This is a genomic window from Mesorhizobium sp. B2-5-7, assembly GCF_006440875.1.
GTDB lineage: Bacteria > Pseudomonadota > Alphaproteobacteria > Rhizobiales > Rhizobiaceae > Mesorhizobium > Mesorhizobium australicum.
The window spans coordinates 227684-252642 of sequence record NZ_VFUO01000004.1; the positions used below are offsets into that span (position 1 = coordinate 227684).

Sequence of the window (24959 nt, forward strand, 5' to 3'; positions counted from 1 at the left end):
CCGACCCCGCACAATACCGACAAATCCCTGACGAAATCCTCCCGCCGGGGCTGCGAGAGGACCGGCGACAAGATAATTCAAATTGTCGAAAGCGTCGATGGCGTTTGAGCCGACACGCCGGCGACCACAGCGAACGCTCCACGCTTCGTCATCCTAGGGTCTTCGCGACGGAGCTTCGCTCCTGCTTCGCCCTAGGATGACGAAGTTCAGGAGCCCTGGTCGTCGAAGGGCGCCTCAAAGCCCGTTTACCTTTCCCGAGACCACCGGCAGATCCCTGGCGAAGTCGTCGATCTCAGCCCACGGATCGCCCGACGTCTCCAGCAACCCCGGCAGCGACGCATAATTTAAATCCTGCGGTGCATCGATCGCCTCCAGATCGGCCCAGCTCACCGGTGTCGAGGCCGGCAGGTTGGTTCGGGCGCGCAGCGAATAGGGCGCGGCCGAGGTGTGGCCGCGCGCGTTGCGGTGATAGTCGATGAAGATGCGCCGCTTGCGGTTTTCCTTGCCCATTGTGGTGGTGAAGGTGTCGGGCGCGGTGGCCGCTAGATGCGTTGATATGGCGCTGGTTGCCTGATGCAGCTTCTTCCAGTTCTGCTTTTGCGTCACCGGCACGGTGATGTGGATACCGCTGCCGCCGGAGGTTTTTGCGAACGGCACCAGGCCAAGCCCCTCCAGCTCGCCCTTGATGTGCACGGCGGCCTCCACCACCTCGCGCCAGGAAATCCCCTCGCCCGGGTCGAGGTCGAGGACGATCTGGTCGGGCTTGTCGAGGCTCGAGCGATGCGTGCCCCAGGTGTGGAACTCGACGACGCCGAACTGCGCCAGCGCCAGGTATCCTTTCGCGCCCTCGACCGAGAGATAGGACTTGGTCTCGCCCTCGGAATTGGTCGCCTGGAATGTCACCACCGAAGGCGGCATGCCGGTGAACGCATGACGCTGGAAGAAGCAGTCCTTGGGCAGGCCGGTCGGGCAGCGCACCAGCGACACCGGGCGGCCAAGGATGTGCGGCAGCATGAAGTCGCCGACCAGCGCGTAATAGACGGCGATGTCGAGCTTGGTCGGGCCGGTCTTGCCGAACAGCCGCCGCGTCGGGTTTGTCACCCAGATGGTGGCGAGATCGGCTTCGGCGATCAGGCGCTTGCGCGTCGAGGAGACCGGCGTCGACAGGCCGACATCCCTGAGGCCCCGGAACACACCGTGGCGCAACGAATTGTCCGCGGTTCGATTGGCGTAGTGGATGCGCGCCGAAAACAGCGGCTTGACCCAATGCATCTCGCGCATGATTTCACGCGGCACGCCTTCCGGCGGCGTGGCGCCGGATGTGAGCGGCCCAAGCCGGGCCAGCAGGTCGGCCGCGGTCCCGGCATCGAAGCCGGTGCCGACCTTGCCGCGATAGTGCAGTTCGCCGTCCACCCACTCGGCCATGCCGAGCGCGGCCAGCCCCTCGGCCGCGTCCGAAATGGTGTAGCCGGCGATGACGAAATCGTCCTTTTCGAGTGCCTTGGTCTTGGTCCAGCTCTTGGTGCGGCCGCTCTGATAGATCGCGGTGGCGCGCTTGGAGACCACGCCCTCCAGGCCGAGTTCCGTCACCTGGTCGTAAAGCGCTTGCCCGGAACCTTCGACATGGTCGGAGAATTGGATGGCGGAGTTGGCGCCAAGCCCGCCAAGCAGTTCGGCCAACAGCGCCTTGCGCCGGATGAGCGGCACCTTGATCAGGTCCCAGCCGTCGAGATGCAGTAGGTCGAAGGCGTAGAAATGCAGCTTGCTGCCGGCGCCCGCTGCCAGCGCGTCCTGCAACAGCGCAAAGCGGGAAATGCCCTTGGCATCGAGCACGACGATCTCACCGTCGATGATCGTCTCGCGGCACGGCAGCTTGGCGAACGCATCTGGCAAGTCGCCATAGCGTCTCGTCCAGTCGATGCCACCGCGCGTGATCAGCCGCACCTGCCCGTCGGAGATATGCGCCATGGTGCGGTAGCCGTCGAATTTGATCTCGTGCAGCCAGAGCTCGTTCGTATTCTCGGCAAGGCCTTCGCCGCCCGGCGGCTTCGGCACCTGGCTCGCCAGTTGCGGCTCGATGCGGCTCAGCGCTGGCGCCTTGGCCGCGCCCGGCAGGTCGCCCGGCTTCAGCGAACCGGGCTTTGGCGCGGACTTCGCGGCCGGCTTAGGTGGCGCTGCCAGCTCCTCGATGCGCAAGCCGGATTTCACGCTTTCCGGCCGCGCTTCGAGGATATTCAGCCCCGTGTCGGCGGCGAGGTCGCGCTCCTTGAACAGCAGCCAGTTCTTCTTGTTCTCGTCTTCGCCGGGCTTTGGCTTCAGCCGGGTCAACATCCAGCCGCCATTGAGCTTTTCGCCGGCCAGCCGGAACTTGAAGGCGCCGGTGCGCAGGCTTTTGTCGACGTCGTCCATCGGCGCCCAGCTGCCGGTGTCCCAGACGATCATCGGCCCGCCGCCATATTCGCCTTCGGGAATGACGCCCTCGAAATCGATGTATTCGAGCGGATGGTCCTCGGTCTCCACCGCCAGCCTTTTGTCGGCTGGGTTGAGCGATGGCCCGCGCGGCACCGCCCAGCTTTTCAAGACATCGCCAACCTGCAGGCGCAGATCGTAGTGGTCCGCCGTGGCGTGATGCTTATGGATGACGAAGCGGTTGCCGCCCCCAGTCATCAGCCCGCCGGCCGGCTCCGGCGTCTTCGAGAATTCGCGCTTGGCGCGATAGGATCCGAGCTTGGCGGGCGGCATGTCAAAAGCCGAGCCTGGCGGAAACCAACAACCGCCTCGTTCCTTCGCGCCGTGGGGCGCTATCTTGGCACCGCTCGCGATTTATCACGTGGTCTCAGTCGTCCGTCGCCGGCGTCAGCTCCAGCTCGGCCGGCGACAAACCCTGCTGCAACTGGCTCAGCCGAAACTCATCCACCCAGTAGGCCTCGCCGTCGACCAGCACGCGCGCACTGTAGGTGCCGCCTGAGAAACGCTGCGCGGTGACGTAGACCTTGTGGCGGTCAAGTGCCTTGCGCACCGCGGCGCGCTTGGAGTTCTGGCCGTTCACGGCAGTGGACATGCGCTTCGCCCTCGGTCGCCTGACACGGAACTCGGCCGCCTTTGGCGGCCCGGCGACTGGCCCCAAGGATGGCCGAGACACGCGCGCCTGTCAATTTCGCGGGCGGCGTCCTTCAGGTCTTAAACCGCCGCAAACGGCGCATCACGCCCTGCACGGCCTTGTAAAGCCGCGGCTTGGAGCGCACGAACAGCTCGGCCTTGCAGCGCAGCCTGATATAGGCGGTCGAGCCCCTGCCCTTCAGCGTCATCGCCTCGCACAGTTCGGCCAGCACCGAGTTCGAGGCGCCGATATGCTGCTTGTATCCCTGTCCGCCGACCGAGAGGTCGAAATAGCCGAGCCCTTGCGCCCGTGCCCACACCATCAGCTTGCCGATCATCGTCAGGCCCGGCGCGACGTTGGCCACCGCGTCCTGGTCGATCCCGAGCAGCAGGGCGTGCAAGGTGCCCTTCATGACCAGCACGTACATGACAGCGAGATAGGCCTGGCCGACGCGCAGCCCGAACAGCCGCACCGAGCCGTCGGAAAGCCCCTGCAGCGCGGCGTTGCGGTAGAACTCCACGATCGGCGCCTGCGTCAAAAGGTCGAAGCGCCCGAGTTCGCGAAAGCGGTTGAGCCTGAGGTCGAGCAGCCTGCCGAACTGCTCCTCGATCATCTCAGGCGTCTCGGCTTCGACCAGTGCGAGGCCTCCGAGTTGTTCGAAGCGGCGGCAGTGCTTGTTGAAATTCTTGGTGAAGGAGGATTTGCAGATACGCTTGACCAGCGTCTCCGGCTCGCCATCCATGACCAGACCCGAGGCGATCTGAATGGAGTCGCGCGCCGCCGAAAGCAGCGCCAGCGGATTGGCCACGCCGTGGATTTCCCGCGGAATCCCCGCAATATGGATGCGGTCGGCCGGCGGCAGCACGGCGCGGACCGCGGCCCAGGCGGCGTCGGCGTTTTGCCTGGTCCAAGGCCTGGCATCGGCCAGCAGCGGCGCCGAATAATCGCACACGCCGCAGCTCAGCCATTCGATCACGGAGTGGCCGAGCGCCCGGCGCCGCATCAGCGGCAGCAGCATGACATGCGCGCCCGTGGCGGCATCATTGACCTCGACGACGAGCAGCGCGGCGCTTTTGGGCATCAGCCGCCCGGCGATCCCTTCCACCCAGGCAAGGCCCTGGTGGCCGGTGCACAAACCGGTCTCCTCAAGACGCTGCCAGAGCTGCCTTACGGTGTCGAAGCTGGTGTGCAGCCGCGCCGTATAGTGCGCGGTGGCGCCCATGCCTGCTCTAACCGGCGAAATCGGTTGAACCGGTGCATCCGCTGTCGCGACCAACCGCACTGCCTGGCTTGCCACATGCCTCTCCCATTCGTTCTGGGGCGCATGGGCATTATCCACGCAAGCGCCGAAAACCCCGCATTGTTCCCTGGACCGCGTTGAGCAGCCTTGGGCTGGAGCGTACGAAAGCCTCGACCCGCCTGCGGAACTCGATGGCGGTGGTCGCCACACTGCCCCGCATCGTGAACCCATGGCAGAGTTCGACCAATACCGAACCCTTGGCGCCCATATGTTCCTTGTAGCTCTGGTTGCCGACCGACAGGTCGAAATATCCAAAGCCTCGTTCGCGCGCCCAGCCGATCAACCTGCCCATGATTGCAAGCCCCGGCGAGACATTGGGCACGACGCCCTGGTCCATTGCTATCAGCAGAGCATGAACAGTCCCTTGATGCACGAGCAGATATTGAACCGCGATCAGAGCCTCGCCGACGAGCAGCCCGAAAAGCCGCACCGAACCGTCCAACAGGCCCTGAACAGCCGCGTTCCGGTAAAATTCGACGATGTTCTCCTGGGTCAGCAGATCGAAGCGACCAAGCTCGCGAAAGCGGTCGAGCCGCATCCGCACCAGTTCGCCGAAGATACGGTCAACCTCGGCCGGCGCCCCGGCCTCGACCAGTTCCACGCTGCCAAGCCGTTCGAGGCGGCGCCAGTCCTTGCCGAATTCCTTGACGAAGGATGGCCTGCAGAGACGCTTGAGCACTGTTTCGGGATCGCCGTCGATGGCGAGGCCGAAAGTGGTCTGGATGGAATCGCGTGTGGCCGACAGCAAGGCCAGCGGATTGGCGACGCCCTGAATCTGTCGGGGAATCCCCACGATGTGGACGCGGTCCGCCGGCGGCAGCGCCGAGCGCACCGCCGCCCACGCAGCCTGCGCGGATTGTCGCGTCCACGGGCTGGCATCGGCCAGCAGCGGTGCCGAATAGTCGCAGACGCCACAGCTCAACCATTCGACCACCCAATGATGGAAGGCCCTGCGCCGCATCAGCGGCACCAGCATCCTGGGTTCGCCAGTCGTGGCGTCGCCCACCTCGACGATGAGGAGTTCGGCGCCTTCCGGCAGCAGCCGCGTGGCGATCCCTTCCGCCCAGGCGTAATTCTGGTGGCCGGTGCACACACCGCTTTCCTGGAGGCGCAGCCAGAGTGGCCTGACCGCCTCGAGGCTGGTGTGCAGTTTTGCCGTATAGGCGTCGTTCGCCGCGACGGAGGTGGGATGCGAGACCTGCCCGCCAGGCAAGTCGGTCATCGCGGCAATTTGCACTGCGTGGCCTGTCACATCCTTCTCCTATCGCTTGACCGCGGCGAACGAAACCGCCCGTCGCCAGGAGCCCAGGCGGCTGTCGCGCTGCTGGTCCGGGTGTTCGATGTTCCACATGCGGTGATGCACGAAATACCATGATGCCACGAGCACGAAGATCTCGGACACCGCCGAACCCAGCAGCGCCCATGGCGGGGAGGCGATCGACAGCAGGATGGCGATCAACGCCAGCCCGACGATGGCGCCGCCCAGTGTGATGAACGCGACGATGCGGAAGTCACCCATTATCTCGAGCACGATGCGGGGCATGATGTAGAGCATGATCGGAACGAAATTCGCGATGACGAAAAACCCGATAAATCCCACCGACGCGTCCTGGAGAGCCTGGGACTTTATCATCGGCAGGACGAACAGGATGGCGCATCCATAGACAACCGCGCCAAGGCCCATGACAACGGCCCACAGCTTTGCCTGCGCCCAGACACGGCGCGTTTCGTTGTTGCGCATCAGCTTGGCGAGTTCGGGCTGCGTCATGTTCACGAAGGCAAGACTGCTGATGCGCAGCGGCGCGAACAGCACCAGCACCGCCGCCAGCGGCGCATAGGCGGCCGGCCCGGCAATCCCCGCGACCAGCAGCGCCAGGCATTGCCCCTGGATGTTGGTGGTGGTGGCGCTGAATGCCGACCAGCAGAGCTGGGACCACAGCCTCGCATAGCGCCGCCGTGTCGGCATGCGGAAGCTGATGCGCATCGTGCGGCGCGCCAGCCTGACCAGGACGAAGATGCCAAACACATTGGCCGCCGCGAGCGCATAGAACACGGTCTGCAGCGCGTCCTTGGCCAGCCAGATCGCCAGGCCGGCCATGACCGTGCCGGCGATCGTGAAGGCGGCATCGCTGACGGAAACGATCACCTGCTGGCGGCGCGCGAAGAAGGCCGTGCGCATGTGGCTGCGCAGCGACCATGCGCCGACGAAACAGCCCGCGGCAATTCCGCTGGGGTCGCCCAAGAGACGCATCACGATCGCCGTGCCGACGGCCATCAGCAAGGCAACAACCAGCGCCGCCGTCCCGAAGGCAACGTCATAGGCATCGACGCCGGCGCTGTTGGTGCTCTTGCCCATCCATATCGAGGCCGGAACGGCGGTGAGCGACCTGATGTAGGACAGGCCGACGCCGCCCATCACCATGCCGATGGCAAAGAGGCCGTAGCCTTGCGCCGAAAGCATATGCAGCAGCGCGATGTTGAGGGCGAAGTGGAAGCCGCTCTGCATCGCCTCGCCGCCGATCATCAGCACGAGACGCCGCACCAGATGGCCAGGAAGTTTCACGGCCGTGTCTCCGCCTGGCGGGCGGTTGCCGTCCGCCCCGGCCTGGCGATGGCTGTCTTCAGCTTGTCGGCGGCTATCGCCGCGATCGCCGCCGCCGCGACCGGTTCGCTGAAGACCGCCTCGTAGCGCGCCCGCCCGGCAGCGACAAAGGAGCGCCAGGCCTCGGGCCGCAGGATGATCTCCTCGAGTTTGGCTGCAAGGGCGGCGGCATCGCCGGGCGGAACATGCCAGCCGGTCTCACCGTCGCTCACCACCTCGACCAGCCCGCCGATCGCCGACACCAGCGGCGGCCGGCCGTAGGCCATCGCCTCGATGGCGACGCGGCCGAGCGATTCGGGACGCCGCGAGGGCACGGTGACGATATCGGCCCAGCGATAATGCTCGGAGGGATCGGGGATGAAGGGCAGCACGCTGACGCGTCCGCCGAGCCCCATGCTGCCGACCAGTTCGGCGAGCGCGCGTTCGCGCTCGGTACTTTCGAAGGCGCCGCCGACCAGCCGCACCTCGATCCTCGACTTGAGTTCCGCCGGCAACGAGGCGATCGCCTCCAAAAGCACTTCCTGGCCCTTGATCCTGTTGATGCGGCCAAGCAGCAGCACCTTGAGCGGCCGCTTGCCGTCATAGGTCGTCGCTTCGGCCGCGGCCGGGCCGGCAACGCCGTTATAGACCACATGGGAGCGCGCGTATCTGGGCTCGCCGAACGCGGCGCGTGTGGCGCGCGAGTTGAAGATGAGATCGGCATGGCTCCAGTGCATCAGGCCGACTAGGATCCTGCGCATGGCGCCTTCGGGAATTTCGTGGATGTGCAGCACGGCCTTGTGCGGCAGCAGGCGCGCGGCAAGCGCATAGTCGGCCACGATCGAGGTGTTGACATAGGTGAGATCGCAATCCCGGAGCCGCCGCCAGGCCCTCAGCACCGCGACCGGCAGCCGCGCCATCTCGATGGTGGCAAGGCGCGCAATCGCCTGGCGCCTCAGCACCCAGAGCGGCTCGAAGACGATCCGGGTCGCATGCGGTTCGAGGATCCGCAAGATCGGTCCGCTGCGCGGCAGGACGACCTCGATATCGGCTGAAGGAAACGCGGCGCGCAACGCGGCGACGCTCTCCGCGAAGCTGCGATCGGAACCATAGAGTTCATAGCCCTGATGGACGCATGCAATCCGCATATTCCCATGCATCTTTCTGCCAGGGGTAGTTTGACGATCCCGCCGCCTGACAGAACAGGCGACTGGAGACTTCAAGCCCAACACCCCTTTGGACTTCACTTGTTGCCGGCATGGTGACGAGCGGATGTAGAACCCGGATCACCATACCAAATGCTGCACGTCCTCCGCCGGTGTGGCGCACAGAAGTCCACGAGCAAGGATCATGCCGGCCCTGATTTCTCCGTCTGCAGGTCGCCCGGTCGCGGCATTGCCTTGTTTCGATACACATACGCTGGGATAGTTGACCGATAGTGAAACAACTCCGGCCGCTGGAAGAAATATTTTACACCCCGGTGCGATGATGGCTGGAACTGAGTCTGGCACGGATATTCGCTGGGCTGTGTTTCCAGAGGGACGGCCGCGCATTGCGGAATCGAGCGGACTTGAAAGCGCCAGCAGCCATGAAACCTGAAATTCCCACCATCCTGATCCTCGGGACGCGCGGCATTCCAGCGGCCCATGGTGGCTTTGAAACCTTCGCCGAGAGGCTGGCGCTGTTTCTTGCCGGGCGCGGCTGGAAGGTCGGCGTCTATTGCCAGGAGGAGGTCGAGCGGGTCGACCAAAGGGTGCGTGTCGACACCTGGAACGGCATCGATCTCATCCATGTCCAGGTCGCCTCGAAAGGTCCCCGCGCGACGCTGGAATTCGACTGGCAATGCGTGCTCGACGCCGCCCGGCGGCCCGGCATCTGCCTGGTGCTCGGCTATAATGGCGCGGTCTTCCTGACCTGGCTGAGGCTGATGCGGCGCAAGATCATCACCAACATGGACGGCATCGAGTGGCGCCGGCCAAAATGGGGTATGGCTGCGCGCACATGGTTCTGGCTAAACGAATGGATCGGCGCCTGGGCCTCACACCGCCTGGTCGCCGACCATCCGGTGATCGCGGATCACCTGGCGACGCGCCGGCCGCGCAGCGCCATCGCCACCATCACCTATGGCGCCGACCCGGTGACATCGGCCCCGGAGGCGCCGGTGCGCGCGCTCGGCCTTGAGCCTGGCAACTACCTGATCTCGATCGCGCGCATCGAGCCCGACAACAACATCCTGCCCATGGTCGAGGCCTTCTGCAGCCAGAAGCGCGACATGAGGCTGGTGGTGCTGGGCACGCTTTCCCCCGATATCCCTTACCATGCCGCCGTCCGCAAGGCGGCGAACGCCTCGGTGGTGCTGCCCGGCGCCATCTACGACCAGGCGGCGGTGAAGGCGCTGCGTTTTCACGCGCGCGCCTATCTGCATGGCCACACCGTCGGCGGCACCAACCCGTCGCTGGTCGAGGCGCTGGCCGCCGGCAACATGGTGATCGCTCACGACAATCCCTATAACAGATGGACCGCCGGCGCGGCCGCCATCTATTTCACCGATGCGCGGAGTTGCGCCGAGCGGATGCGGCAGGCGATGGAGGATGACGCGCTGGTCAGGACCTGCGGCGCGGCCGCGAGAGCCCGCGCCAACGAAGCTTTCCGCTGGGACGATGTCCTGCTTGCCTATGAAACCGAAGCTTACCGGCTTCTGGGCGTGAGCGCCGCCGCAGCCCAGCCCGTCGACCGTCCCTCGCCCGGCGCCGTATGACGGGCTGGTCGCGACGGCGGCTGCTGAGGACCGCGCTGTCGACGGCGCTGGTGCCCGCCACGGCAGCACTCTCGTCCGCATCGCCCGCGCTGGCCGCCACCGGCGAATGGCGTTTTCACCGCGGCGTCAACGCCTGGCCCTGGTTCGCGCTGACGCGTGAGTTTCCCGCGCCGCGCACCGACTATGACTGGCCGCCCTTCCAGTCGCAGCGGCCGGTGCCGACACCGGACGACCTTCGCCGGCTGCGCCGGACCGGGCTCGACTTCGTCCGCCTGCCGGTCGATCCCGGCCCGTTCCTGGCCGCCGATGCCGCCACGCGCACAAAATTGCTGGCGATGCTGGACGATGCCGTCGCGGCAGTCATCGATGCGGATCTCGGCATCATCGTCAACGTGCAGGCCAACGGCGCCACTCATTACTGGAATCCCGACCGCATGGTCTCCAGCACGGCCGCGCCCGAATTCGAAGCCTATCGCGCGGTGGTCGGCACGCTTGCCGGCAGGCTGCAGCGGTTCCCTTCGGGCATGGTAGCACTGGAGCCGGTCAACGAACCGCCGCAATCCTGCTCCTCCAACGTCTGGTCGAACGTCCAGGCGGCCCTCCTGACGGCGGCCAGGGCGTCATCCCAGACGTTGCCGTTGGTCGTCACCGGCGGCTGCGGCTCGATGGTGAGCGGGCTTGCCGCGCTCGATCCGGAACCGCTGGTGGCCTTCGAGCCGATCCTGTTCACCTTCCATTTCTACGAACCCTATCTGTTCAGCCATCAGGGCGCACCCTGGATGCGCGAGCCGGTCTACCGCGCGCTAAACAACGTGCCATGGCCAGCCTCCGCCGGTTCGCTCGAACGGACGCTGGCCTCGGTCAGGGCCCGCATGGCCGGGGACACCGAAACCTCGGAAGCGGACAAGCAGGCCGCCTATGCTGAAACCGAACGCGTGCTGAAGGTCTATTTCGACGCCAGGCCAGATCGCTGGTTGGTCGACAAATATATCGGCCAGGCGCGCGATTGGGCCGACAGCCACGGCATCGCCCCGACGCGCGTCATCATGGGCGAATTCGGCGCGCTGCGCACCGACGCCCGCTACGTCGCCGCCCCCAATCCCGACCGCGCCCGCTACATCGCCGATGTCAGGCAGAGCGCCGAGGCATCCGGCTTCCCCTGGGCCTTCTGGGACCTGTTCGACGGCATGGGCATGATGGACGACAAAACCCGCTCGCTCGACCCGGCGATGGTGGATGCACTCGGGTTGAGGATGCCGGAATAACCGCCTTCCAAATGCGGCCGAGTTCCTTGTCGCCGTAGAGCAGCGCTACCTCGGCACCCCTTGTGCGCCCGGACGCCCCGCCACCTTCACCGGCCTGTAAAGCGCCAGCGCGATCACCACGAACTTGGTCATCAGCGTCGTCTTGGACGCCAGGCTTTCGGAGGTGTTGAGCAGGATCAGCCAGCCCAGCATCGGCAGCCAGATGCCGGGATGGCAGCGGCGTGCCACTTCGTGCATGAACAGCGCGAAGCCGAAAAACAACAGCAGGGTGAAGAAGGCGCCCTGATAGAGGAGCAGGCGGATGATCGGGTTCTCGATACCCTGTTCGAGGCCGTTGATGCGGCGCAGGCTTTCGATGAGATCGATGTCGGGCCCCACAATCAAGTCGCGCAGTTCGAAATGCTTGAACAACTCGAACATTTCGACGCGGGCATTGGCGCTGCCGCTGTCGGACACGAAGCGCTCCAGCAGCGCGTCGAAGAAGCCGTAGGAGAACAGCATGACCACCACGACCGGCAGCAGCGAGGCGAGCATGACGGCAAGGGCGGCACCCGGCAGGCTGATGCGTCCTCGCCGCAGATAAGCCACGCCACTGAAAAGCAGATAGATGCCGCCGAGCGCGATCGTCGTCACCATCGCCGAGCGCCCGCCAAATACCACCAGCGCCGCGCATTGCAGGCCGATCAGCCCGAGCCGCAGCGGCATGGACAGGGATTTCGAACCGGAGAGCAGCGCCAGCACATAGATCGAGGTGATCGTGGCGTTGGACAGAGGATGGCCCTGGAGCGCCGTCGAGCGCAGGTCGTTCATGAACACCTCGCCGTCGAGCCGGTAGGGAAAGACCAGCGTCTTGGTGGCGAACTCGAACAGCGCCAGCAGCGCGTTGACCGTCATCACCGCGTGCACCACGGTTTGCATGCGGGCGAACGTCTTTTCGTCGGCCTCGGCCAGCATCATCGCCAGCAGCGCCGCCGCCACGAACGTGTCGATCATGCCGGCCATGCCGGGGCGCTGCCTGACGATGACGACGACCAGCAGCATGATCGACATGACGGCTAGCAGCGCGCTGGCAGGCCGCCTGTCGGCGATGGCCAGCGTATAGCCTACCGGGTTGCCGAACGTGCAGGCGCGCCAGGCAAACATCAGCACGAGCAGATAGGTGGAAGGATGGATCTTGGTCGCCGGATTGCCGGTCAGGCCGTCGTAATTGTAGCCCACCAGCCACAGCATGCCACCCGAAATGCTGAACAGCAGCGCCACCACCGCCACAAGGCCGTAGCCGGTCACCCAGTCCACGGAATTGCCGGTGCGGGGCGCGGTCGGGGCTTGACCCTGGCCGGCCCAGCCGGCCGCCGGGGTGGCGGACCGGGCGGCGCCCCGGATGGCAGCCATGTCAGGCCGCCTCGTCGACCAGCAAGGCGCCGGTCGGCAACCGCCCCATGACCGAAATGGCTTGCGAGGCCGCCGTGACGTCGCGCATCGGCGTTGCGTTCAGCGTGGCGACGAGCACAATCTCGTCGACCATGGCGACCAGCGGTGAGGCGTTGAGATTGTCGGCCAGCGCGCCGCCGTCGACGACGACGAGTTCGAAATTGCGGCTCGCCTGGGCCAGCATATGCTGTGTGAAATAGACGCCCTGCGCCTCGGAAAAAGCAGCCTTCGGCCGACCCTTGCCCAGAAGCGCGACGTTGCTGCCGGGCGCGTATTGGCTGAGCGCTTCGAAGGCGTATTCGCCGCGCAGCACGTCGAGGAGACCTGGCTGCGGCTCCTTCTGGCTGCCGCCGGTATTGTTGGTGTCGATGAACAGGACACGGCTGCCCCTGGCAGCCGCCGCGTTGGCCAGCAGGCGCGCCACCCGGCCCCGCTGCGCCGCGTCCTCTGGCGCCGACGTCACCAGGATCGACGGTACCAGTGGCCAGTTCGGCGGGCGCCGGCTGGAGGAGAACAGGCGTCTCAACGCCAGGCCGGCGACGGCGTCCATCTTCTGTCCGGCCGGCGCGGCGGCGCCGCCGAAAGGCCACCAGCGGCGGCGCGCTGATTTTGCCGGCAGCACGCCCACCACGGGCGCGTCGATGGCCGATTGCATCTGCGCGCTGGAAAGCACCGTCGGCGATGAATATTCCGCGATCAGCGCCATGCCGGTGCCGAGCCCCAGCCCGCCGAAGAACGCGCCGAACACCAGCAGCAACAGCGGCGGCCAGCTCTTCTTCAGGGCCGGCATGGCGTCGGAGATGATGCGCGCATTGGTGCTGTCGACATTGACCTGCTCGCGCGTTTCCTGCGCCCGTTGCAGATAAGTGGCATAGACGGAGCGCACCGCCTCGAGATCGCGTTGCAGTTCGCGCAGCTTGACCGAGGCCTGGTCGGTGTCGAGCGACTTGCTCTTCATGCCCGCGACCTTCGCTTCCAGCGCCTGCTGGTTGGCCAGCGCGCGCTCGTAGTCGGTTTCGGCGGCGGCGGCGATTCGACCGAGTTCGCGCGCGATGAGCGCGCGCGTGTCGCGCAATTGCTGCTGGGCCGCCATCATCGAAGGATGGCGCGGCCCGAGCTCCGTGCCGAGCTGCGAAACCTGGTCGACAAGTGTCGCCTCCTGCGCCCGCAGGCTCGAAATCACCGCCGAGCGCATCGCTTCCGAGGTCGCGTCCGGCGCGCCGCCGGACCGGCGCAACTGGTCGACCTGCGCCTTCAGCGTCGCGGTGCGGCTCTGCGCGGCGGCGAGCTGCGTGTTGATCTCGGTCAGTTCCTGGTCGCTGACCAGATTGCCGGCGGCCATGACCATGTTGTTGGCCGACCTGTAGGCCTCGACCGCATTCTCGGCCCGCTGGACGCGCTTGCGCTGCTCGTCCAGCCGCGCCGTGATCGAGTCGGAAGCATCCGTGGCCATCTTCGCGCGCGCGCTCGCCTGATCCGCCAGGTAAGCCTGCGCGATGGCATTGGCGAGCTTCGCCGCCTTGTCGGCGCTCTTGGCGGTAACGATCACGTCGAGGACCAGCACCTTGTCGGCCCGCTTGACCGCAAGCCGCCGGCGCAGCGCATCGAGCGTCTTGCCCGCCTTGTCGGTTTCGGCCGAGCCCGAGCCCAGCACGCCGCCGAGCAGGCGGCTCAACAACCCGCCCTGCCCGTTGAATTCCGGGTCCTCGGTCAGGTTGGTCGCCGCGATTGCCCTGAGCAGCACGCCGCTCGACTGGACGACGGCAACCTGGCTTTCCACCATGGTGATGCCGCCATCAGGCGGAACGCGGCTCGGATTGACGTCGTTGGTGACCACCTGCAGGTCCTGCGGATCGACGATGATCTCCGCCACCGAGCTGTAAAGCGCCGGCGTGAACAGTCCATAGAGCAGCGCCCCGAGGGTCAGCAGCGCGGCGGTGGCGAGGATCAGGAAACGGCGGCGCACCAGAATGCGCTTCAGGTCACCCAGCTCGACGGTCGAGGACGGATAGGACGCGGCCGGCGGTGGCTCCGGCGCATATTGCATCACCTCTGGAGCGTGTTGTTGCGGCAACGAGAGCAGGGATGATTGCAAAGGTCGCTCCGACAACACTCCATGTGCCCCAAAAGCTTAAATTGCGGCTTAAGCTTAGCTACTACTCCAACTGTTAAAACACTGTTAATTATGTTGGGAGCTCTTCTGATTTTTGGCACGGAGTTTGCGTAGCAGAGGCATGGGCCGTGTTGACAGGGCGCGAGCGAGCGGGAAACGAATGGAATGGAGCAACATCTTCCTCCAGTCCGACCGTCGCCCACCGATCGTGCCTAAAAATCGAACACCGGCCAATACCGAATATCAGAATTCTAGGGGTGCGACATGCAGGTGAGCCTGCGCCTGGACAGCGACTGCCTCCGTGCCTTTCACCTGCTGCTGCTGCAGCGCCTGGCCGCGCTCGCCGAGGTCGCGGTCAGCGTCGACGCACGCCCAGCCGGGAGCGGCATTCCAGGCAGCGTCGCGGCACTGTTCCAGCTTGAAACGGTCATCCATGGCTTGCCCGCGGACGGACTGGCCAAGCGCCTGCCGTTGTCGGCGCTGGCACCCTACCGCACGCAGCCCGCCGCCGCGCCCGACCTCGTGCTCGACCTCTGCGGCGATGTGCGAATGGAAGGAACACGCGTCTGGCATGTGACCTATGACGGCGCCGGCGGCGAAGCGGCCCTGCTGGCGTCGATCCTCGATGGCCGGACCCCGCGGGCCTGCATCGAGGAGAACGGCGCCGTCGTCGCCGAAGGACGCCTGGGCACCGAATATGGCGGCATCGCGCTCGCCTCGTTCCAAGACATGCTGGCGCGCACGGCAAGCCTGATCCTGGCGGCGGTGACGGGCGCGGCGCGGGGCGCCCTGCCCGCCCTGCCCGAGCCGGAGGACGGCAGGGGGCCGCCATCGCTGCCCTCGGCCGGCAAGCTCGGCGTCAGGGCGGGCAAGGCATTGGCGCGCCGCGTCGTCCAGAAGATCTACCATCTCTGCTACAACGCCCCGCACTGGAAGGTCGGCTGGCGCCAGACCGGCGGGCGGGATCTGTTCGACCTGCGCGCGCATCCGGCCTCTGGCTGGCGAGAATTGCCCGACGACGGCAGCCGCTTCTACGCCGATCCGTTCCCGATCCTTCATCAGGGACAGGTAACCCTGTTCGTCGAGGACTATATCCACCGCCTGGGCCGAGCCATCATTTCCGCCGTGCCGTTTGGTCCGTCGGGGCCGATCGGCCGTCCGGAGCCGGTGCTCGATCTGCCCTACCATCTCTCCTACCCCTTCGTCTTCGAGCGTGATGGCGAGGTTTGGATGGTGCCGGAAAGCTGCGCCAACCGGACGGTGGATCTCTACCGCGCCACGGCCTTCCCGGGCGGATGGGTCAAGGAAGCGACGCTGCTGTCCGACATCGTCGCCAGCGACGCCACCTTGGTCGAGCATGGCGGCTCGTGGTGGCTGTTCGCCACCGTCCGGGACGGTGAAGGCAGCGCCCGGGACGGCGGCGGCGCCTTCTCGGACGCGCTGCATCTGTGGTCGGCGCCTGACTTTCGCGGCCCCTGGACGCCGCATCCCAGGAATCCGGTGCTGATCGACATCGCCTCGGCGCGGCCGGCCGGACGCATGGTCGAACGTGACGGCCAGTTGCTGCGTCCGGTACAGGACTGCCGCAGGAGCTACGGCGGCGCCCTTGGCATCGCACGCGTCACTCACCTTGATTTGAACGGCATGGAGCAGCGTGTCGAGACGATCTTAACCCCCGGCGCGCTATGGAGTGGGCGTAAGCTGCACACGCTCAACGAGGCGGGCGGCCTGGAGTTCATCGACGGCTCGGCGATCGCGCCGCGCTGGAAAAGAGGTGGCGGTGGTTAACCTAAACGTTTGTTACTACCGGCCACCCGCGCTGGTTGCTTGAGGTTGATTATGGTCCGGAAGATATTTTCCACCACGGATTGTGGAGACAGAAGATGACCAGCATGAAGGGCAGCGAAATCACCCCCGCCGACGCTGACCCCATCGAAGTCGACGTGGCGATCGTTGGCGCCGGAATGGCCGGCACCACGCTGGCAACCGTGTTGGCAAAAGCCGGCCGCAAGGTGGCACTGATCGATCCGCACCGCGTTCATCACGACGAGTTCCGGGCCGAAAAAATCGGTACCGATCAGATACGGCTGTTCGAGAAGCTCGGCCTCGACAAAACGATCATGCGGCTCGTCACGCCGTTTGACGACATTCATGTCTTCCGCCTTGGCCAGTTGTTCGCGCGTGAGCGCAGGCCCGAATACGCATTTTCCTATGGAGCGTTGATCAACGGGCTGCGCGATGCCCTTCCCCCGCAAGTGCCGATAACGGTCGGCAAGGTCGCCGAGGTCTCGACCGGACCGGACCGGCAGCGCCTTGTGCTGAACGACGGCAGGGTCATCACGGCTCGCCTGCTGGTGGTCGCCACCGGTCACAGCGAAGCGGTGCGGCGCGCCATCGGCGTCGAGCGGGTCGAGCAATCGAAAGCTCATTCGCTGTCGATGGGTTTCGACCTCGCCATTCCGCCGCGCGAATGCGGCTACCAGGCCGTCACCTGCTACGGCAGGCGGGCCAGCGACCGCGTCGCCTACATCACCGTCTTTCCTCTCGGCGACAAGATGCGGGCCAACATGTTCGTCTATCGCACCGTGGCCGAACAATGGACGAGGGACTTTCGGGCCAATCCGCAGAAAATGCTTTGCGAATTGATGCCTGAAATATCGGCGCAATGCGGCAACTTCGCTGTCTCAAGTCCCGTCGAGGTCCGGCAGATCAACCTGACCACGACGCAAGGCCATCGCCGCGACGGGGTCGTCTTCATCGGTGACGCGTTCTGGACGACATGCCCGACGCCGGGCGTCGGCATAGGGCGGGTCATGATCGACGTCGATCAGCTCCATTCCGTTCACATTCCACGCTGGCTGGAAACGCCAGGCATGGCGGCGGACAAGATCGCCGCTTTCTATGACGATCCGGTCAAGCTGGCCTCCGATGAGGCCGGCATGCGTGTGAGTGTCTATGCCAGGCGGATCACCACCGAAACCGGGCTGGAATGGCGCGCGCGGCGCCTGCGCAACAACACGGCACGCAGGCTGATGATCATCGGCCGCAAGGTGCGCCATTTGGGAATGCGGCGGGAGCCGGGCATGGCGTGAGGGGGCTTTCCACCCTCTATCGTCATCGTGGTTCTGTCCTGAGGGCCGTACCTCTAACCTGGCTCCACCCCTCCCGGAGAAGGAAACCGCTGGAGCGCTTCACCGGGACAGCGACATCGCGCTCAAAAAGCAGATCCAGTGCCGTTCGGTGGGAACAAGCGGCTTGCCGACAGGTTATTCCCGCAGGAGATCCTGTCATGGTCAAGAATATCGACCGCGCGTTGCAGGATGCTATTCTGGCAATGCGCATTCTTCGCAAATCCATCATTGATCATGGGCATATGGAAGCCATGGCCGAATTTGACGGCTTGATGAGCGTGACCATATCGGAGGCCGAGCGCCAACTCACCAGTTGGCAGACCGGTCATCGCGCCGAGCGATCGGACCACGCAGAATCCTGACGCGATCTCAAAGCTCGGACCCAACGGAACCTTGCCGAACGGCGTTGGTTTCATGGAATGCGACACGCTGCCGGAGGACAAAGTGGCCCGATTGGTCGACAAGCATAAGCTTGAGAGAGCCGATCGCGAGTCGCGGCTCATCCTCGACGCCGAACGGCAGGCCCGCGACGCAAAGACCGAGCGCCTTCGCAAGCAGCGACTGTCCGCGGAGCCAAGCGGCGAGCGACAGAAGCCCGCACCGCCGAAGCGGCGTGGGTGACGGCCTGCTCGTTCGCAAAGGCAAAAGGCGCGATCGGTCGATCGCGCCTTTGTTTCAGCAGGCGAATGCGTTCAGGTCGGTAACCCTGAAGGTCCAGCGAGAGCAGTGACGGCCGAAAGCCGTTCGCGCTTCTGCCAGGTTGGCTTCTCGTATTTCTTCACCAGCCATCTCCCCTTGTTGGAAACCGCAGAGAAGACCGGCTTCGCCGCCAATGTCAATCGTACCAGGACGGCCGTGGTGATTGTTCGAAACGCCCCGCGCCGGGTGAATTGGTCTACCGTGCTTTCAAATCCGCCGGCACGGGATAGATTTAGGATCGAGAAAGCGCCACAAGGCGCGTGGGAGGACTTGCCAATGTCAGACACCGCCTTGCCGCTGGTGATCAGCGCGCCCGAGCCGCGCACGCTCGAACTGATCTTCACGCCGCCGCAGCTGGCGCGCCTCAAGGCGCATTATCGCATCGTCGAGACGACGCCCGACGGCGTGGCGCGGCTGCCGGCCCAGGTGCTGGCCGAGGCCCGCTACATCGTCGGCCAGCCCCCGATCTCCCCGCGGACGCTTGAAGCGATGAAGGCGCTGCGCTGCGTCTTCAATGTCGAGAGCAACCTCCTCGACAACATGCCCTACGAAACACTGTTCGCACGGGGTGTCCATGTCGTCACGACGGGCCTAGTCTTCGCCGAGCCGGTAGCCGAGCTCGGCCTGGCCATGGCGCTCAACCTTGCCCGCGGCATCGTCGATGCCGACCTTGCTTTCCGCAAAGGCGAGGAACTGTGGGGCGGCGACGGCAACCAGACGGCGCGGCTGCTTTCAGGAGCCGATGTCGGCATCATCGGCTTCGGCGATCTCGGCCGCGCCCTCAACCGCCTGCTGTCGGGCTTCCGCACCCACACGAAGGTGTTCGACCCCTGGCTGCCGCCGTCGATCCTGAGGGAAAACGGCGTCGAGCCGGCCTCGCTGGACGAGGTGCTGTCATCAAGCGACTTCGTCTTCGTCGTCGCCTCGGTAACCTCCGAGAACCAGGGGTTTCTGGGCGCCGATGCTTTTGGCAGGATGCGCAAGGGAGCCGCCTTCATCCTGCTCAGCCGTGCCGGCGTGGTCGATTTCCCCGCCTTGATGGCGGCTGTGAAGAGCGGCCACATCCTTGCCGCCAGCGATGTCTTTCCCGAGGAGCCGCTGGCAGTCGACCATCCCGTGCGCGCGCTGCCCGGCTTCCTGCGCTCCGCCCATCGCGCCGGCGCCCTCGACACCGCCTTCAAACGCATGGGCGACATGGTGCTGGAGGACATGGACCTGATCGACCGTGGCCTGCCGCCGCTGCGCTCCAAACGCGCCGAGCGCGAGACGGTGTCGAGGATGCGTTCGAAGCCGTCCGACAGGAATTGAGCAACCGCGCGGGTGTGCTCAACCGCATAGGCGGGTTTTGTACCAAACCGTACTCTGAATCCCCTTTGAGATGCACCTTCGGAGGCGTAAAAAACAACCTCAGGGAGGTAGCGATGGTTGGAAGCCATATAGACGTGGCGCGGGCAGCTATCGAAGCCAGCTTCCTGCTACGACATCGTTCCATTGCTGGAAACATCGCCTTTCGCCGCGAAATGGACCATTCCAGGCGCGCGATCGCGCAATCGCGCGAGCTTCTGAAACGCCTTTTCCAACGCGATGACAACGGTCAAGCCTGGGAAGCTACAGACCCGGTTCCCGTTGCCGTCTCAGCGTTCGATGCCGACATTCTGCGCGCTGTATTTCGAGATCTGGTCTCGCAAGCGAACGTGCCCGAGTGTCAATGGCGCGATCTGGCCAAAAGCCTGGTTCACGAGTTTACCGGCTGCGAGCTGGCCGAGACCGGCTTGATAGAATGGCTCATCCACAAATAGTGACCCGCAAAGGTCGGTGAGCCCGTCTCCCAGAGATGCCCGCGCTTCCTGATGGAACGATCGCGCCGCCGGCTGGTTTTGCAAATGGCCGGGCGGTGGGAAGCCCGGCGTACTCGGAAGGCCCGTCACGAGTCGCGTCGGTGGCGGGCCTTTCCATGTCCAGCAGCGATATTGGCCGAAGGTCCCATTCGTGGCCGTGCAGTGGGCGCCCTTCTCCGAACCGGTCCTAGTCGGCCAGGCCTTCGTGCTGACCGGAGCGGGGCCGGGCTGCCTGCCGGTCATCATGCGCCAGCAAGTCGGCAGGATCAGCCTGCGCCACGCGATGCGGATGTGCGGCGTCGTCAGCCTCGATGACACGCGCCTCGACCAGCTTGTGGCCAGCCTCGCGCGCGAACGCTAGAGTGGTCGGGGCCAATGACGATTTGGCCGGGCCAGCAAGAGGATCGCGATGCTCAACACGGTCGACTATGGCGGCAAGGAAGCCGATATCGTCCATGCGCTGGAGGAAGACATCATCTTTGGCCGGCTGGCGCCCGGCACGCGGTTGGTCGAGGACGTGCTGCTGGCCCGCTTCCCGGTCTCGCGCCACACCATCCGCCAGGCCCTCTACCAGCTGGAAAGGCTTGGCGTCGCCACGCGCGAGCGCAACAAGGGCGCCACGGTGCGCCGGCTCGCCCCCGAGGAAGTCCGCCAGATCTACGAGGTGCGCGAGATGCTGCAGCGCCAGGCCGCGCTGATGATCCGGCTGCCGGCGAGCGAGGCGCTGATCGCCGAGCTGATCGAGATCCACCGCGTCTACAGCACCCATGTCGACGCCGGCTACCTCAGAGGCATCCATGAGGCCAACGACCGCTTCCACCTCACCATGTTCTCGGCCTGCGGCAACGCCTATCTCGTGTCCTCGATCGAGCACTATATGCGCCTCAGCCTGCCGGTACGGGCGAATTCGCTGGCCGACCGGGACAAGCTCGAAATCTCGCGCCAGCATCATCTGATGATGATCGAGGCGCTGAAGCGCAGCGACAATTGGGTGCTGGCGCAGCTTTGCGTCGACCACCTGCAGCCGAGCAAGGCGTTTTATCTCAGGGAGGTCGAGATGGGACCGGTGGGCCGCGACGCCGGCTAAGGATGATGACGGACAGTGCCGGGGTACAGGTGACGCGCCGCTGCCGCGCCATTCTATCTGACCTTGATGACGACCTTGCCTTTTGCCCGTCCGGTCCCGACATAGGCCAATGCTTCGTTGGTCTGTTCGAATGGGAAGACCCGATCGACGACGGGGCGTACGGCGCCGGATTCGATGAGCGACGTGATCTTGCCCAGCTGGTCGCCCTGCGCCCACATGAACAGGAACGAATAGTCGACACCGGCGCGTTTTGCCTTGCGGCGTATGCCACGGCTGAGCAGGCCCACGATCAGCCTCAGGACGATGTTGAGGCCTTGTTTCCTGGCAAAGTCGGAATCCGGGGGGCCGGAGATGGAGATCAGCTTGCCGCTCGGCTTCAGAACGCGCAGCGATTTTTCGAGCATCTTGGCGTCCTGGCTGTTCAGGACAACGTCGCAGCCCTGCAGGACGTTTTCGAAATCATCCTTCTTGTAATCGACGACGATATCGGCGCCGAGACTTTTGACCAGATCGGTGCTCGCCGCGCTCGCTGTTGTCGCGACCGTCGCGCCGAGATGCTTCGCCAGCTGGATGGCGAAGGTCCCCACCCCGCCGGAACCGGCCTGGATGAAGACTTTCTGCCCCTTCCTCAGTTTGGCTTTCTCGACCAGCACCTGCCAGGCAGTCAGGCCGACGAGCGGGATCGAGGCGGCCTCTTCCATGCTGAGGTTTTTTGGCTTCAGGGCCACGTCGGCTTCGTTCATGGCTATGGATTGCGCGAATGTCCCGATCCGGCCATCGCGCGGCCGGGCATAGACTTCGTCGCCTGGCTTGAAGCCGCGGACTTTCGATCCGACCCGCACGACGATCCCTGCCACGTCGTGGCCCAGAATGAAGGGCGGGCGATAGGGCAGGATGGGTTTGAACTCTCCGTCCCGGACTTTGGCATCCAGGAGGTTCACGGCGGCGGCATGGATCTCGACCAGGACATCATCGTCCCGCGGATCCGGCTCTGGCATTTCGGCCAGCCGCAGGGCGCCCTTCTTCTGATATTTGTCGACGACAAAGGCTTTCATCATGGTCACTTTCTGAAAATCGTTTGCTCAGGCAGGCAAGCGGAACTGCTTGCGCAAGGTCTTGTCGAACATCCCGGCGGGCGCGAAGCGACGCAGCAGGCTGACCTGCCGGGCCGCCTTGCCCGCGGTGTAGCGCCGGCGCGGCTGGCTGGCGGTCGCCGCTTTGACGACCACATCCGCCACCACTTCCGGCCGATCGGCTTTGGGCATCACATCGGCAAGCAACGCCTTGAAGCCGGCTCGCGCCCGATCGTATTCCTTCAGCACGGAATCCGGTTCTATTCCATTCTGGTCGAAGACGGTGCGCACGAATGCCGGCTCGATGACCGAGACGCGAATATTGAAAGCACGAATCTCATGATCGAGCGATTCCGAATAACCTTCGAGCGCGTGCTTGACCGCGGAGTAATGCGCCGAATATGGCGCGGGTACCAATCCCAGGATCGAGCCGATATTTATGATGCGTCCTACGCCCTGCCGCCGCATCGACGGCAACACCGCATTGGTCACGCGCATGACGCCGAACAGATTGACGTCGAACAGCGCCTGCACCTGCGAGATCGAGGATTCTTCGGCTCCTCCAAACATGCCGACGCCGGCATTGTTGACCAGCAGATCGATGCGGCCGGTCTGCGCGTGTATGGTTGAAACGAGTGCATCGATGGCCTTGTCGTCGGTCACATCGCAAACCAGCATGGTTACTCCGTTCGGGCTGTCGCCGAGCTTGCGGCGGCTTGTACCGAACACGGTAAATCCCGCTCGCGCCAGCGCTTCCGCGCTGGCGCGGCCGATGCCCGAGGAGGCTCCCGTGACGAGCGCGGTCTTTCCCGAATTCCTGTTCATTTGGTGCTCCAAAATCATGAGGGCTAGCTTTTTCGCCTCGTTAGAATTATGCTCGTAATATCACATTACACTCATAATGCAATAGAAGAAAGGAATCGCAGCCATGCGCTATGAAAAAGGCCGGAAGGACGCCTCGCGCAGCCGGATCATGGAGGTTGCCGCCAACCGTTTTCGCGGTGACGGTATCGCCGCGTCCGGGCTCGCAACCATCATGAAAGACGCCGGCCTGACCAACGGGGCCTTCTATCCGCACTTTCAATCCAAGGCGGCGCTTGTCCGTGAAACCGTGGCAGCGGCCTTGGAGGATCAGTCGGACCAGATCCGCGAAGCTTTGGCTGCCGGCGGCCTGGATATGGCCATCGACGCTTATCTGTCGACGGCACACCGGGACAATCCGGGACAGGGCTGCGCGTCCGCCGCATTGCTGCCGGAGATCGCACGCGAGCCTTCCGAAACACGTCAACTCTATACCGAGCGCTTGCTGACCCAGGTGCGCCAGGTGGCGGCGGAACTGCCGCCGCGGACCCGGAATCGGGAAAGCGTTGCGCTGGGCATCTTTGCGACCCTTATCGGCGCCCTTCAGATGGCCCGCGCCGTGGACGGAACGGAACTCTCGGAACGCATCCTGGCGGCAGGGGCAGACGCGGCGCGCACGCTGATCCAGCGGGATAGCGAGGCTTCCTCCTAGGTTCGAGCGAAGTTGTAGGCTCAGACGAAGTCTGCAAGGTGCCGGCAAGCTGGGTTTCGTAGCAGAGGCGCTTGACGGTCGCTGGGCGCTGAAACTTTCCGCAAGCCGGCCTCGTTGCTGCGCAATCGCTTCCTGAGGCGATGACAAGTCCCTCCAATCAATGCCTCGCTGGCTGCGCCCGCGAGGCCTTTTTTGTGCGGCGACAAGGCCGTCCTGCCGGAACCCGGAACCATCCGCGAGCCGCGAAGTTGTCCAGACGACCTGAAGCCTGGTCGTCCAGCGTCAACGGCGATGAGCAGCAGCGGGGAAGATTGCTCAAAACCAAGCAGTCGCCTGGAGCCGTGGCTCGCGTTCCAAATATTGCAAATATTTGGAAGGTTAGACAGAACACATTTTGGTGGAATTAGGGAATCTTGGTCTGATAAACCGGAACTTTCGGGCAACCTGTTTCGTTATAACCTTGATCGTTGCTTCGACGATCACAAAGCAACAGGGAAGGATCCAGTCATGAACATCAAGATGATCTGTCTTGGCGCGATGGCGCTTTCGATGGCCACCGGTTCGGCTCTCGCGGGAGGCAGCACGGGAACATCCGCTCTCGACGATCCTGCCAAGATGAAGCCGTTCTACACGGACTCAGGCATGAAGAAGATGGTCGGCAATGATGACTTCGTCAAAGCCTGGAAGGCCCTCACGCCCGAGGACCAGACCGCCATGAAGACCGCCTGCGCCGACGAGGCCAAGAACGCCAACCCGACCAACACGCATCCGGAGTTCTGCAGCAGCGTGAAATTGAACGGCGGCAGTTGATAACGCGCCGCAGCCGTGAAAACAGCCCCGTTCGCGGGGCTGTTTTCGTGACCGCCGTGCTTTGCCCTGCCGCTACTCATTCGGCCCCCACTCCAAGTGCCTGACCCCACGAGTTTTTGCCTCGATCAACACATTTCCCGCTTTTTTCAAGAAGAGGAAAAAACAGCGTCCTTGCTCTGGCCATGTTGCACTGCGAAATATATGCTGCATTGCAATATCGGCTACCCGGCCGGACAGGTGACGGCTGGGCGCAAACGAAG

Annotated in this window: 22 protein-coding genes; 12 read left to right on the forward strand and 10 right to left on the reverse strand. The window is 64.6% G+C overall.

What is annotated here, in order from left to right; translation table 11 throughout:
- Positions 1-234: 234 nt before the first annotated feature.
- From ligD to FJ543_RS19085, 6 genes are all read right to left on the reverse strand, one after another.
- Complete coding sequence (gene ligD, locus FJ543_RS19060; protein WP_140876456.1) at positions 235-2742, reverse strand: DNA ligase D; 2508 nt, start codon at positions 2740-2742, stop codon at positions 235-237.
- A 94-nt stretch (positions 2743-2836) separates the two neighbouring features.
- Positions 2837-3061, reverse strand: coding sequence for a hypothetical protein (locus FJ543_RS19065; RefSeq protein WP_015316844.1), 225 nt, complete (start codon positions 3059-3061; stop codon positions 2837-2839).
- Between the two features lie 112 nt (positions 3062-3173).
- A complete protein-coding gene (locus tag FJ543_RS19070; protein WP_246678840.1) occupies positions 3174-4322 on the reverse strand; it encodes a GNAT family N-acetyltransferase in 1149 nt (382 codons plus the stop codon).
- Positions 4323-4431: 109 nt separating this feature from the next.
- Positions 4432-5652 carry a GNAT family N-acetyltransferase gene (locus FJ543_RS19075; RefSeq protein ID WP_140716459.1) on the reverse strand — a complete coding sequence of 407 codons (1221 nt, stop codon included), beginning with the start codon at positions 5650-5652 and terminating at the stop codon, positions 4432-4434.
- A gap of 9 nt (positions 5653-5661) precedes the next feature.
- On the reverse strand, positions 5662-6963 hold the full coding sequence (locus FJ543_RS19080; RefSeq protein WP_015316841.1) for a hypothetical protein: 1302 nt from the start codon (positions 6961-6963) through the stop codon (positions 5662-5664).
- Entirely contained in the window at positions 6960-8129 is a 1170-nt protein-coding gene (locus tag FJ543_RS19085) for a glycosyltransferase family 4 protein (RefSeq protein ID WP_140876460.1), read from the reverse strand. Before FJ543_RS19085 ends, FJ543_RS19080 begins: the two co-directional genes overlap by 4 nt.
- A 440-nt stretch (positions 8130-8569) precedes the next feature.
- Between FJ543_RS19085 and FJ543_RS19090 the strand changes: the two genes are divergently transcribed.
- Together FJ543_RS19090 and FJ543_RS19095 are read left to right on the forward strand one after the other, a co-directional pair.
- The gene (locus FJ543_RS19090) at positions 8570-9739 is read left to right on the forward strand and encodes a DUF1972 domain-containing protein (RefSeq protein WP_140876462.1); all 1170 of its coding nucleotides are present in this window, start codon (positions 8570-8572) and stop codon (positions 9737-9739) included.
- Positions 9736-11004: a cellulase family glycosylhydrolase gene (locus FJ543_RS19095; protein WP_140876464.1), complete on the forward strand. Its 1269-nt coding sequence runs from the start codon at positions 9736-9738 to the stop codon at positions 11002-11004. The genes FJ543_RS19090 and FJ543_RS19095 overlap by 4 nt, the downstream gene beginning before the upstream one ends.
- Positions 11005-11049: 45 nt before the next feature.
- Here FJ543_RS19095 and FJ543_RS19100 read toward each other — a convergent pair whose 3' ends face one another.
- Both FJ543_RS19100 and FJ543_RS19105 read right to left on the reverse strand, forming a co-directional pair.
- On the reverse strand, positions 11050-12396 hold the full coding sequence (locus FJ543_RS19100) for a VpsF family polysaccharide biosynthesis protein (protein WP_181174016.1): 1347 nt from the start codon (positions 12394-12396) through the stop codon (positions 11050-11052).
- 1 nt (position 12397) lies between these two features.
- Positions 12398-14530, reverse strand: a complete 2133-nt coding sequence (locus tag FJ543_RS19105; RefSeq protein WP_140716467.1) for a Wzz/FepE/Etk N-terminal domain-containing protein — start codon at positions 14528-14530, stop codon at positions 12398-12400.
- A 282-nt stretch (positions 14531-14812) separates the two neighbouring features.
- On the opposite strand from FJ543_RS19105, the gene FJ543_RS19110 reads away from it, so the two are divergent.
- The 8 genes from FJ543_RS19110 to FJ543_RS19145 all read left to right on the forward strand — a co-directional run bounded on the left by FJ543_RS19110 (position 14813) and on the right by FJ543_RS19145 (position 21303).
- Positions 14813-16336: a formyl transferase gene (locus FJ543_RS19110; protein WP_140824364.1), complete on the forward strand. Its 1524-nt coding sequence runs from the start codon at positions 14813-14815 to the stop codon at positions 16334-16336.
- A 95-nt stretch (positions 16337-16431) separates the two neighbouring features.
- Positions 16432-17640, forward strand: coding sequence for an NAD(P)/FAD-dependent oxidoreductase (locus tag FJ543_RS19115; protein ID WP_181166486.1), 1209 nt, complete (start codon positions 16432-16434; stop codon positions 17638-17640).
- Between the two features lie 197 nt (positions 17641-17837).
- Positions 17838-18041 carry a hypothetical protein gene (locus FJ543_RS19120; RefSeq protein WP_140617918.1) on the forward strand — a complete coding sequence of 68 codons (204 nt, stop codon included), beginning with the start codon at positions 17838-17840 and terminating at the stop codon, positions 18039-18041.
- A gap of 31 nt (positions 18042-18072) precedes the next feature.
- Positions 18073-18300 (forward strand): hypothetical protein, encoded by a 228-nt coding sequence (locus FJ543_RS19125; protein WP_015316832.1) that lies wholly within the window; start codon positions 18073-18075, stop codon positions 18298-18300.
- Between the two features lie 354 nt (positions 18301-18654).
- The gene (locus FJ543_RS19130) at positions 18655-19686 is read left to right on the forward strand and encodes a hydroxyacid dehydrogenase (RefSeq protein WP_140824363.1); all 1032 of its coding nucleotides are present in this window, start codon (positions 18655-18657) and stop codon (positions 19684-19686) included.
- A gap of 113 nt (positions 19687-19799) precedes the next feature.
- The gene (locus FJ543_RS19135; protein WP_140876466.1) at positions 19800-20177 is read left to right on the forward strand and encodes a hypothetical protein; all 378 of its coding nucleotides are present in this window, start codon (positions 19800-19802) and stop codon (positions 20175-20177) included.
- Positions 20178-20367: 190 nt separating this feature from the next.
- Positions 20368-20577: a hypothetical protein gene (locus tag FJ543_RS19140; protein ID WP_224622569.1), complete on the forward strand. Its 210-nt coding sequence runs from the start codon at positions 20368-20370 to the stop codon at positions 20575-20577.
- Positions 20578-20625: 48 nt separating this feature from the next.
- Positions 20626-21303, forward strand: a complete 678-nt coding sequence (locus tag FJ543_RS19145) for a GntR family transcriptional regulator (RefSeq protein ID WP_015316829.1) — start codon at positions 20626-20628, stop codon at positions 21301-21303.
- A 53-nt stretch (positions 21304-21356) separates the two neighbouring features.
- Here the strand turns inward: FJ543_RS19145 and FJ543_RS19150 are convergent, their stop codons facing one another.
- Together FJ543_RS19150 and FJ543_RS19155 are read right to left on the reverse strand one after the other, a co-directional pair.
- Positions 21357-22358: an NADP-dependent oxidoreductase gene (locus FJ543_RS19150; protein ID WP_140876829.1), complete on the reverse strand. Its 1002-nt coding sequence runs from the start codon at positions 22356-22358 to the stop codon at positions 21357-21359.
- Positions 22359-22385: 27 nt separating this feature from the next.
- Complete coding sequence (locus FJ543_RS19155; protein ID WP_015316827.1) at positions 22386-23201, reverse strand: oxidoreductase; 816 nt, start codon at positions 23199-23201, stop codon at positions 22386-22388.
- Between the two features lie 103 nt (positions 23202-23304).
- Between FJ543_RS19155 and FJ543_RS19160 the strand changes: the two genes are divergently transcribed.
- Both FJ543_RS19160 and FJ543_RS19165 read left to right on the forward strand, forming a co-directional pair.
- The gene (locus FJ543_RS19160; protein ID WP_140663505.1) at positions 23305-23889 is read left to right on the forward strand and encodes a TetR/AcrR family transcriptional regulator; all 585 of its coding nucleotides are present in this window, start codon (positions 23305-23307) and stop codon (positions 23887-23889) included.
- Positions 23890-24396: 507 nt separating this feature from the next.
- Positions 24397-24699, forward strand: a complete 303-nt coding sequence (locus FJ543_RS19165) for a hypothetical protein (protein ID WP_015316825.1) — start codon at positions 24397-24399, stop codon at positions 24697-24699.
- The last annotated feature ends 260 nt before the right edge of the window (positions 24700-24959 follow it).

Coding starts and splice junctions, on each gene's coding strand:
- FJ543_RS19155 (WP_015316827.1), bottom strand. CDS start 23,201: ATGAACAGGAATTCGGGAAAGACCGCGCTCGTCACGGGAGCCTCCTCG.
- FJ543_RS19110 (WP_140824364.1), top strand. CDS start 14,813: ATGCAGGTGAGCCTGCGCCTGGACAGCGACTGCCTCCGTGCCTTTCAC.
- FJ543_RS19120 (WP_140617918.1), top strand. CDS start 17,838: ATGGTCAAGAATATCGACCGCGCGTTGCAGGATGCTATTCTGGCAATG.
- FJ543_RS19165 (WP_015316825.1), top strand. CDS start 24,397: ATGAACATCAAGATGATCTGTCTTGGCGCGATGGCGCTTTCGATGGCC.
- FJ543_RS19160 (WP_140663505.1), top strand. CDS start 23,305: ATGCGCTATGAAAAAGGCCGGAAGGACGCCTCGCGCAGCCGGATCATG.
- FJ543_RS19145 (WP_015316829.1), top strand. CDS start 20,626: ATGCTCAACACGGTCGACTATGGCGGCAAGGAAGCCGATATCGTCCAT.
- ligD (WP_140876456.1), bottom strand. CDS start 2,742: ATGCCGCCCGCCAAGCTCGGATCCTATCGCGCCAAGCGCGAATTCTCG.
- FJ543_RS19115 (WP_181166486.1), top strand. CDS start 16,432: ATGACCAGCATGAAGGGCAGCGAAATCACCCCCGCCGACGCTGACCCC.
- FJ543_RS19135 (WP_140876466.1), top strand. CDS start 19,800: ATGGTTGGAAGCCATATAGACGTGGCGCGGGCAGCTATCGAAGCCAGC.
- FJ543_RS19065 (WP_015316844.1), bottom strand. CDS start 3,061: ATGTCCACTGCCGTGAACGGCCAGAACTCCAAGCGCGCCGCGGTGCGC.
- FJ543_RS19095 (WP_140876464.1), top strand. CDS start 9,736: ATGACGGGCTGGTCGCGACGGCGGCTGCTGAGGACCGCGCTGTCGACG.
- FJ543_RS19070 (WP_246678840.1), bottom strand. CDS start 4,322: ATGGGCGCCACCGCGCACTATACGGCGCGGCTGCACACCAGCTTCGAC.
- FJ543_RS19130 (WP_140824363.1), top strand. CDS start 18,655: ATGTCAGACACCGCCTTGCCGCTGGTGATCAGCGCGCCCGAGCCGCGC.
- FJ543_RS19090 (WP_140876462.1), top strand. CDS start 8,570: ATGAAACCTGAAATTCCCACCATCCTGATCCTCGGGACGCGCGGCATT.
- FJ543_RS19100 (WP_181174016.1), bottom strand. CDS start 12,396: ATGGCTGCCATCCGGGGCGCCGCCCGGTCCGCCACCCCGGCGGCCGGC.
- FJ543_RS19085 (WP_140876460.1), bottom strand. CDS start 8,129: ATGCGGATTGCATGCGTCCATCAGGGCTATGAACTCTATGGTTCCGAT.
- FJ543_RS19150 (WP_140876829.1), bottom strand. CDS start 22,358: ATGAAAGCCTTTGTCGTCGACAAATATCAGAAGAAGGGCGCCCTGCGG.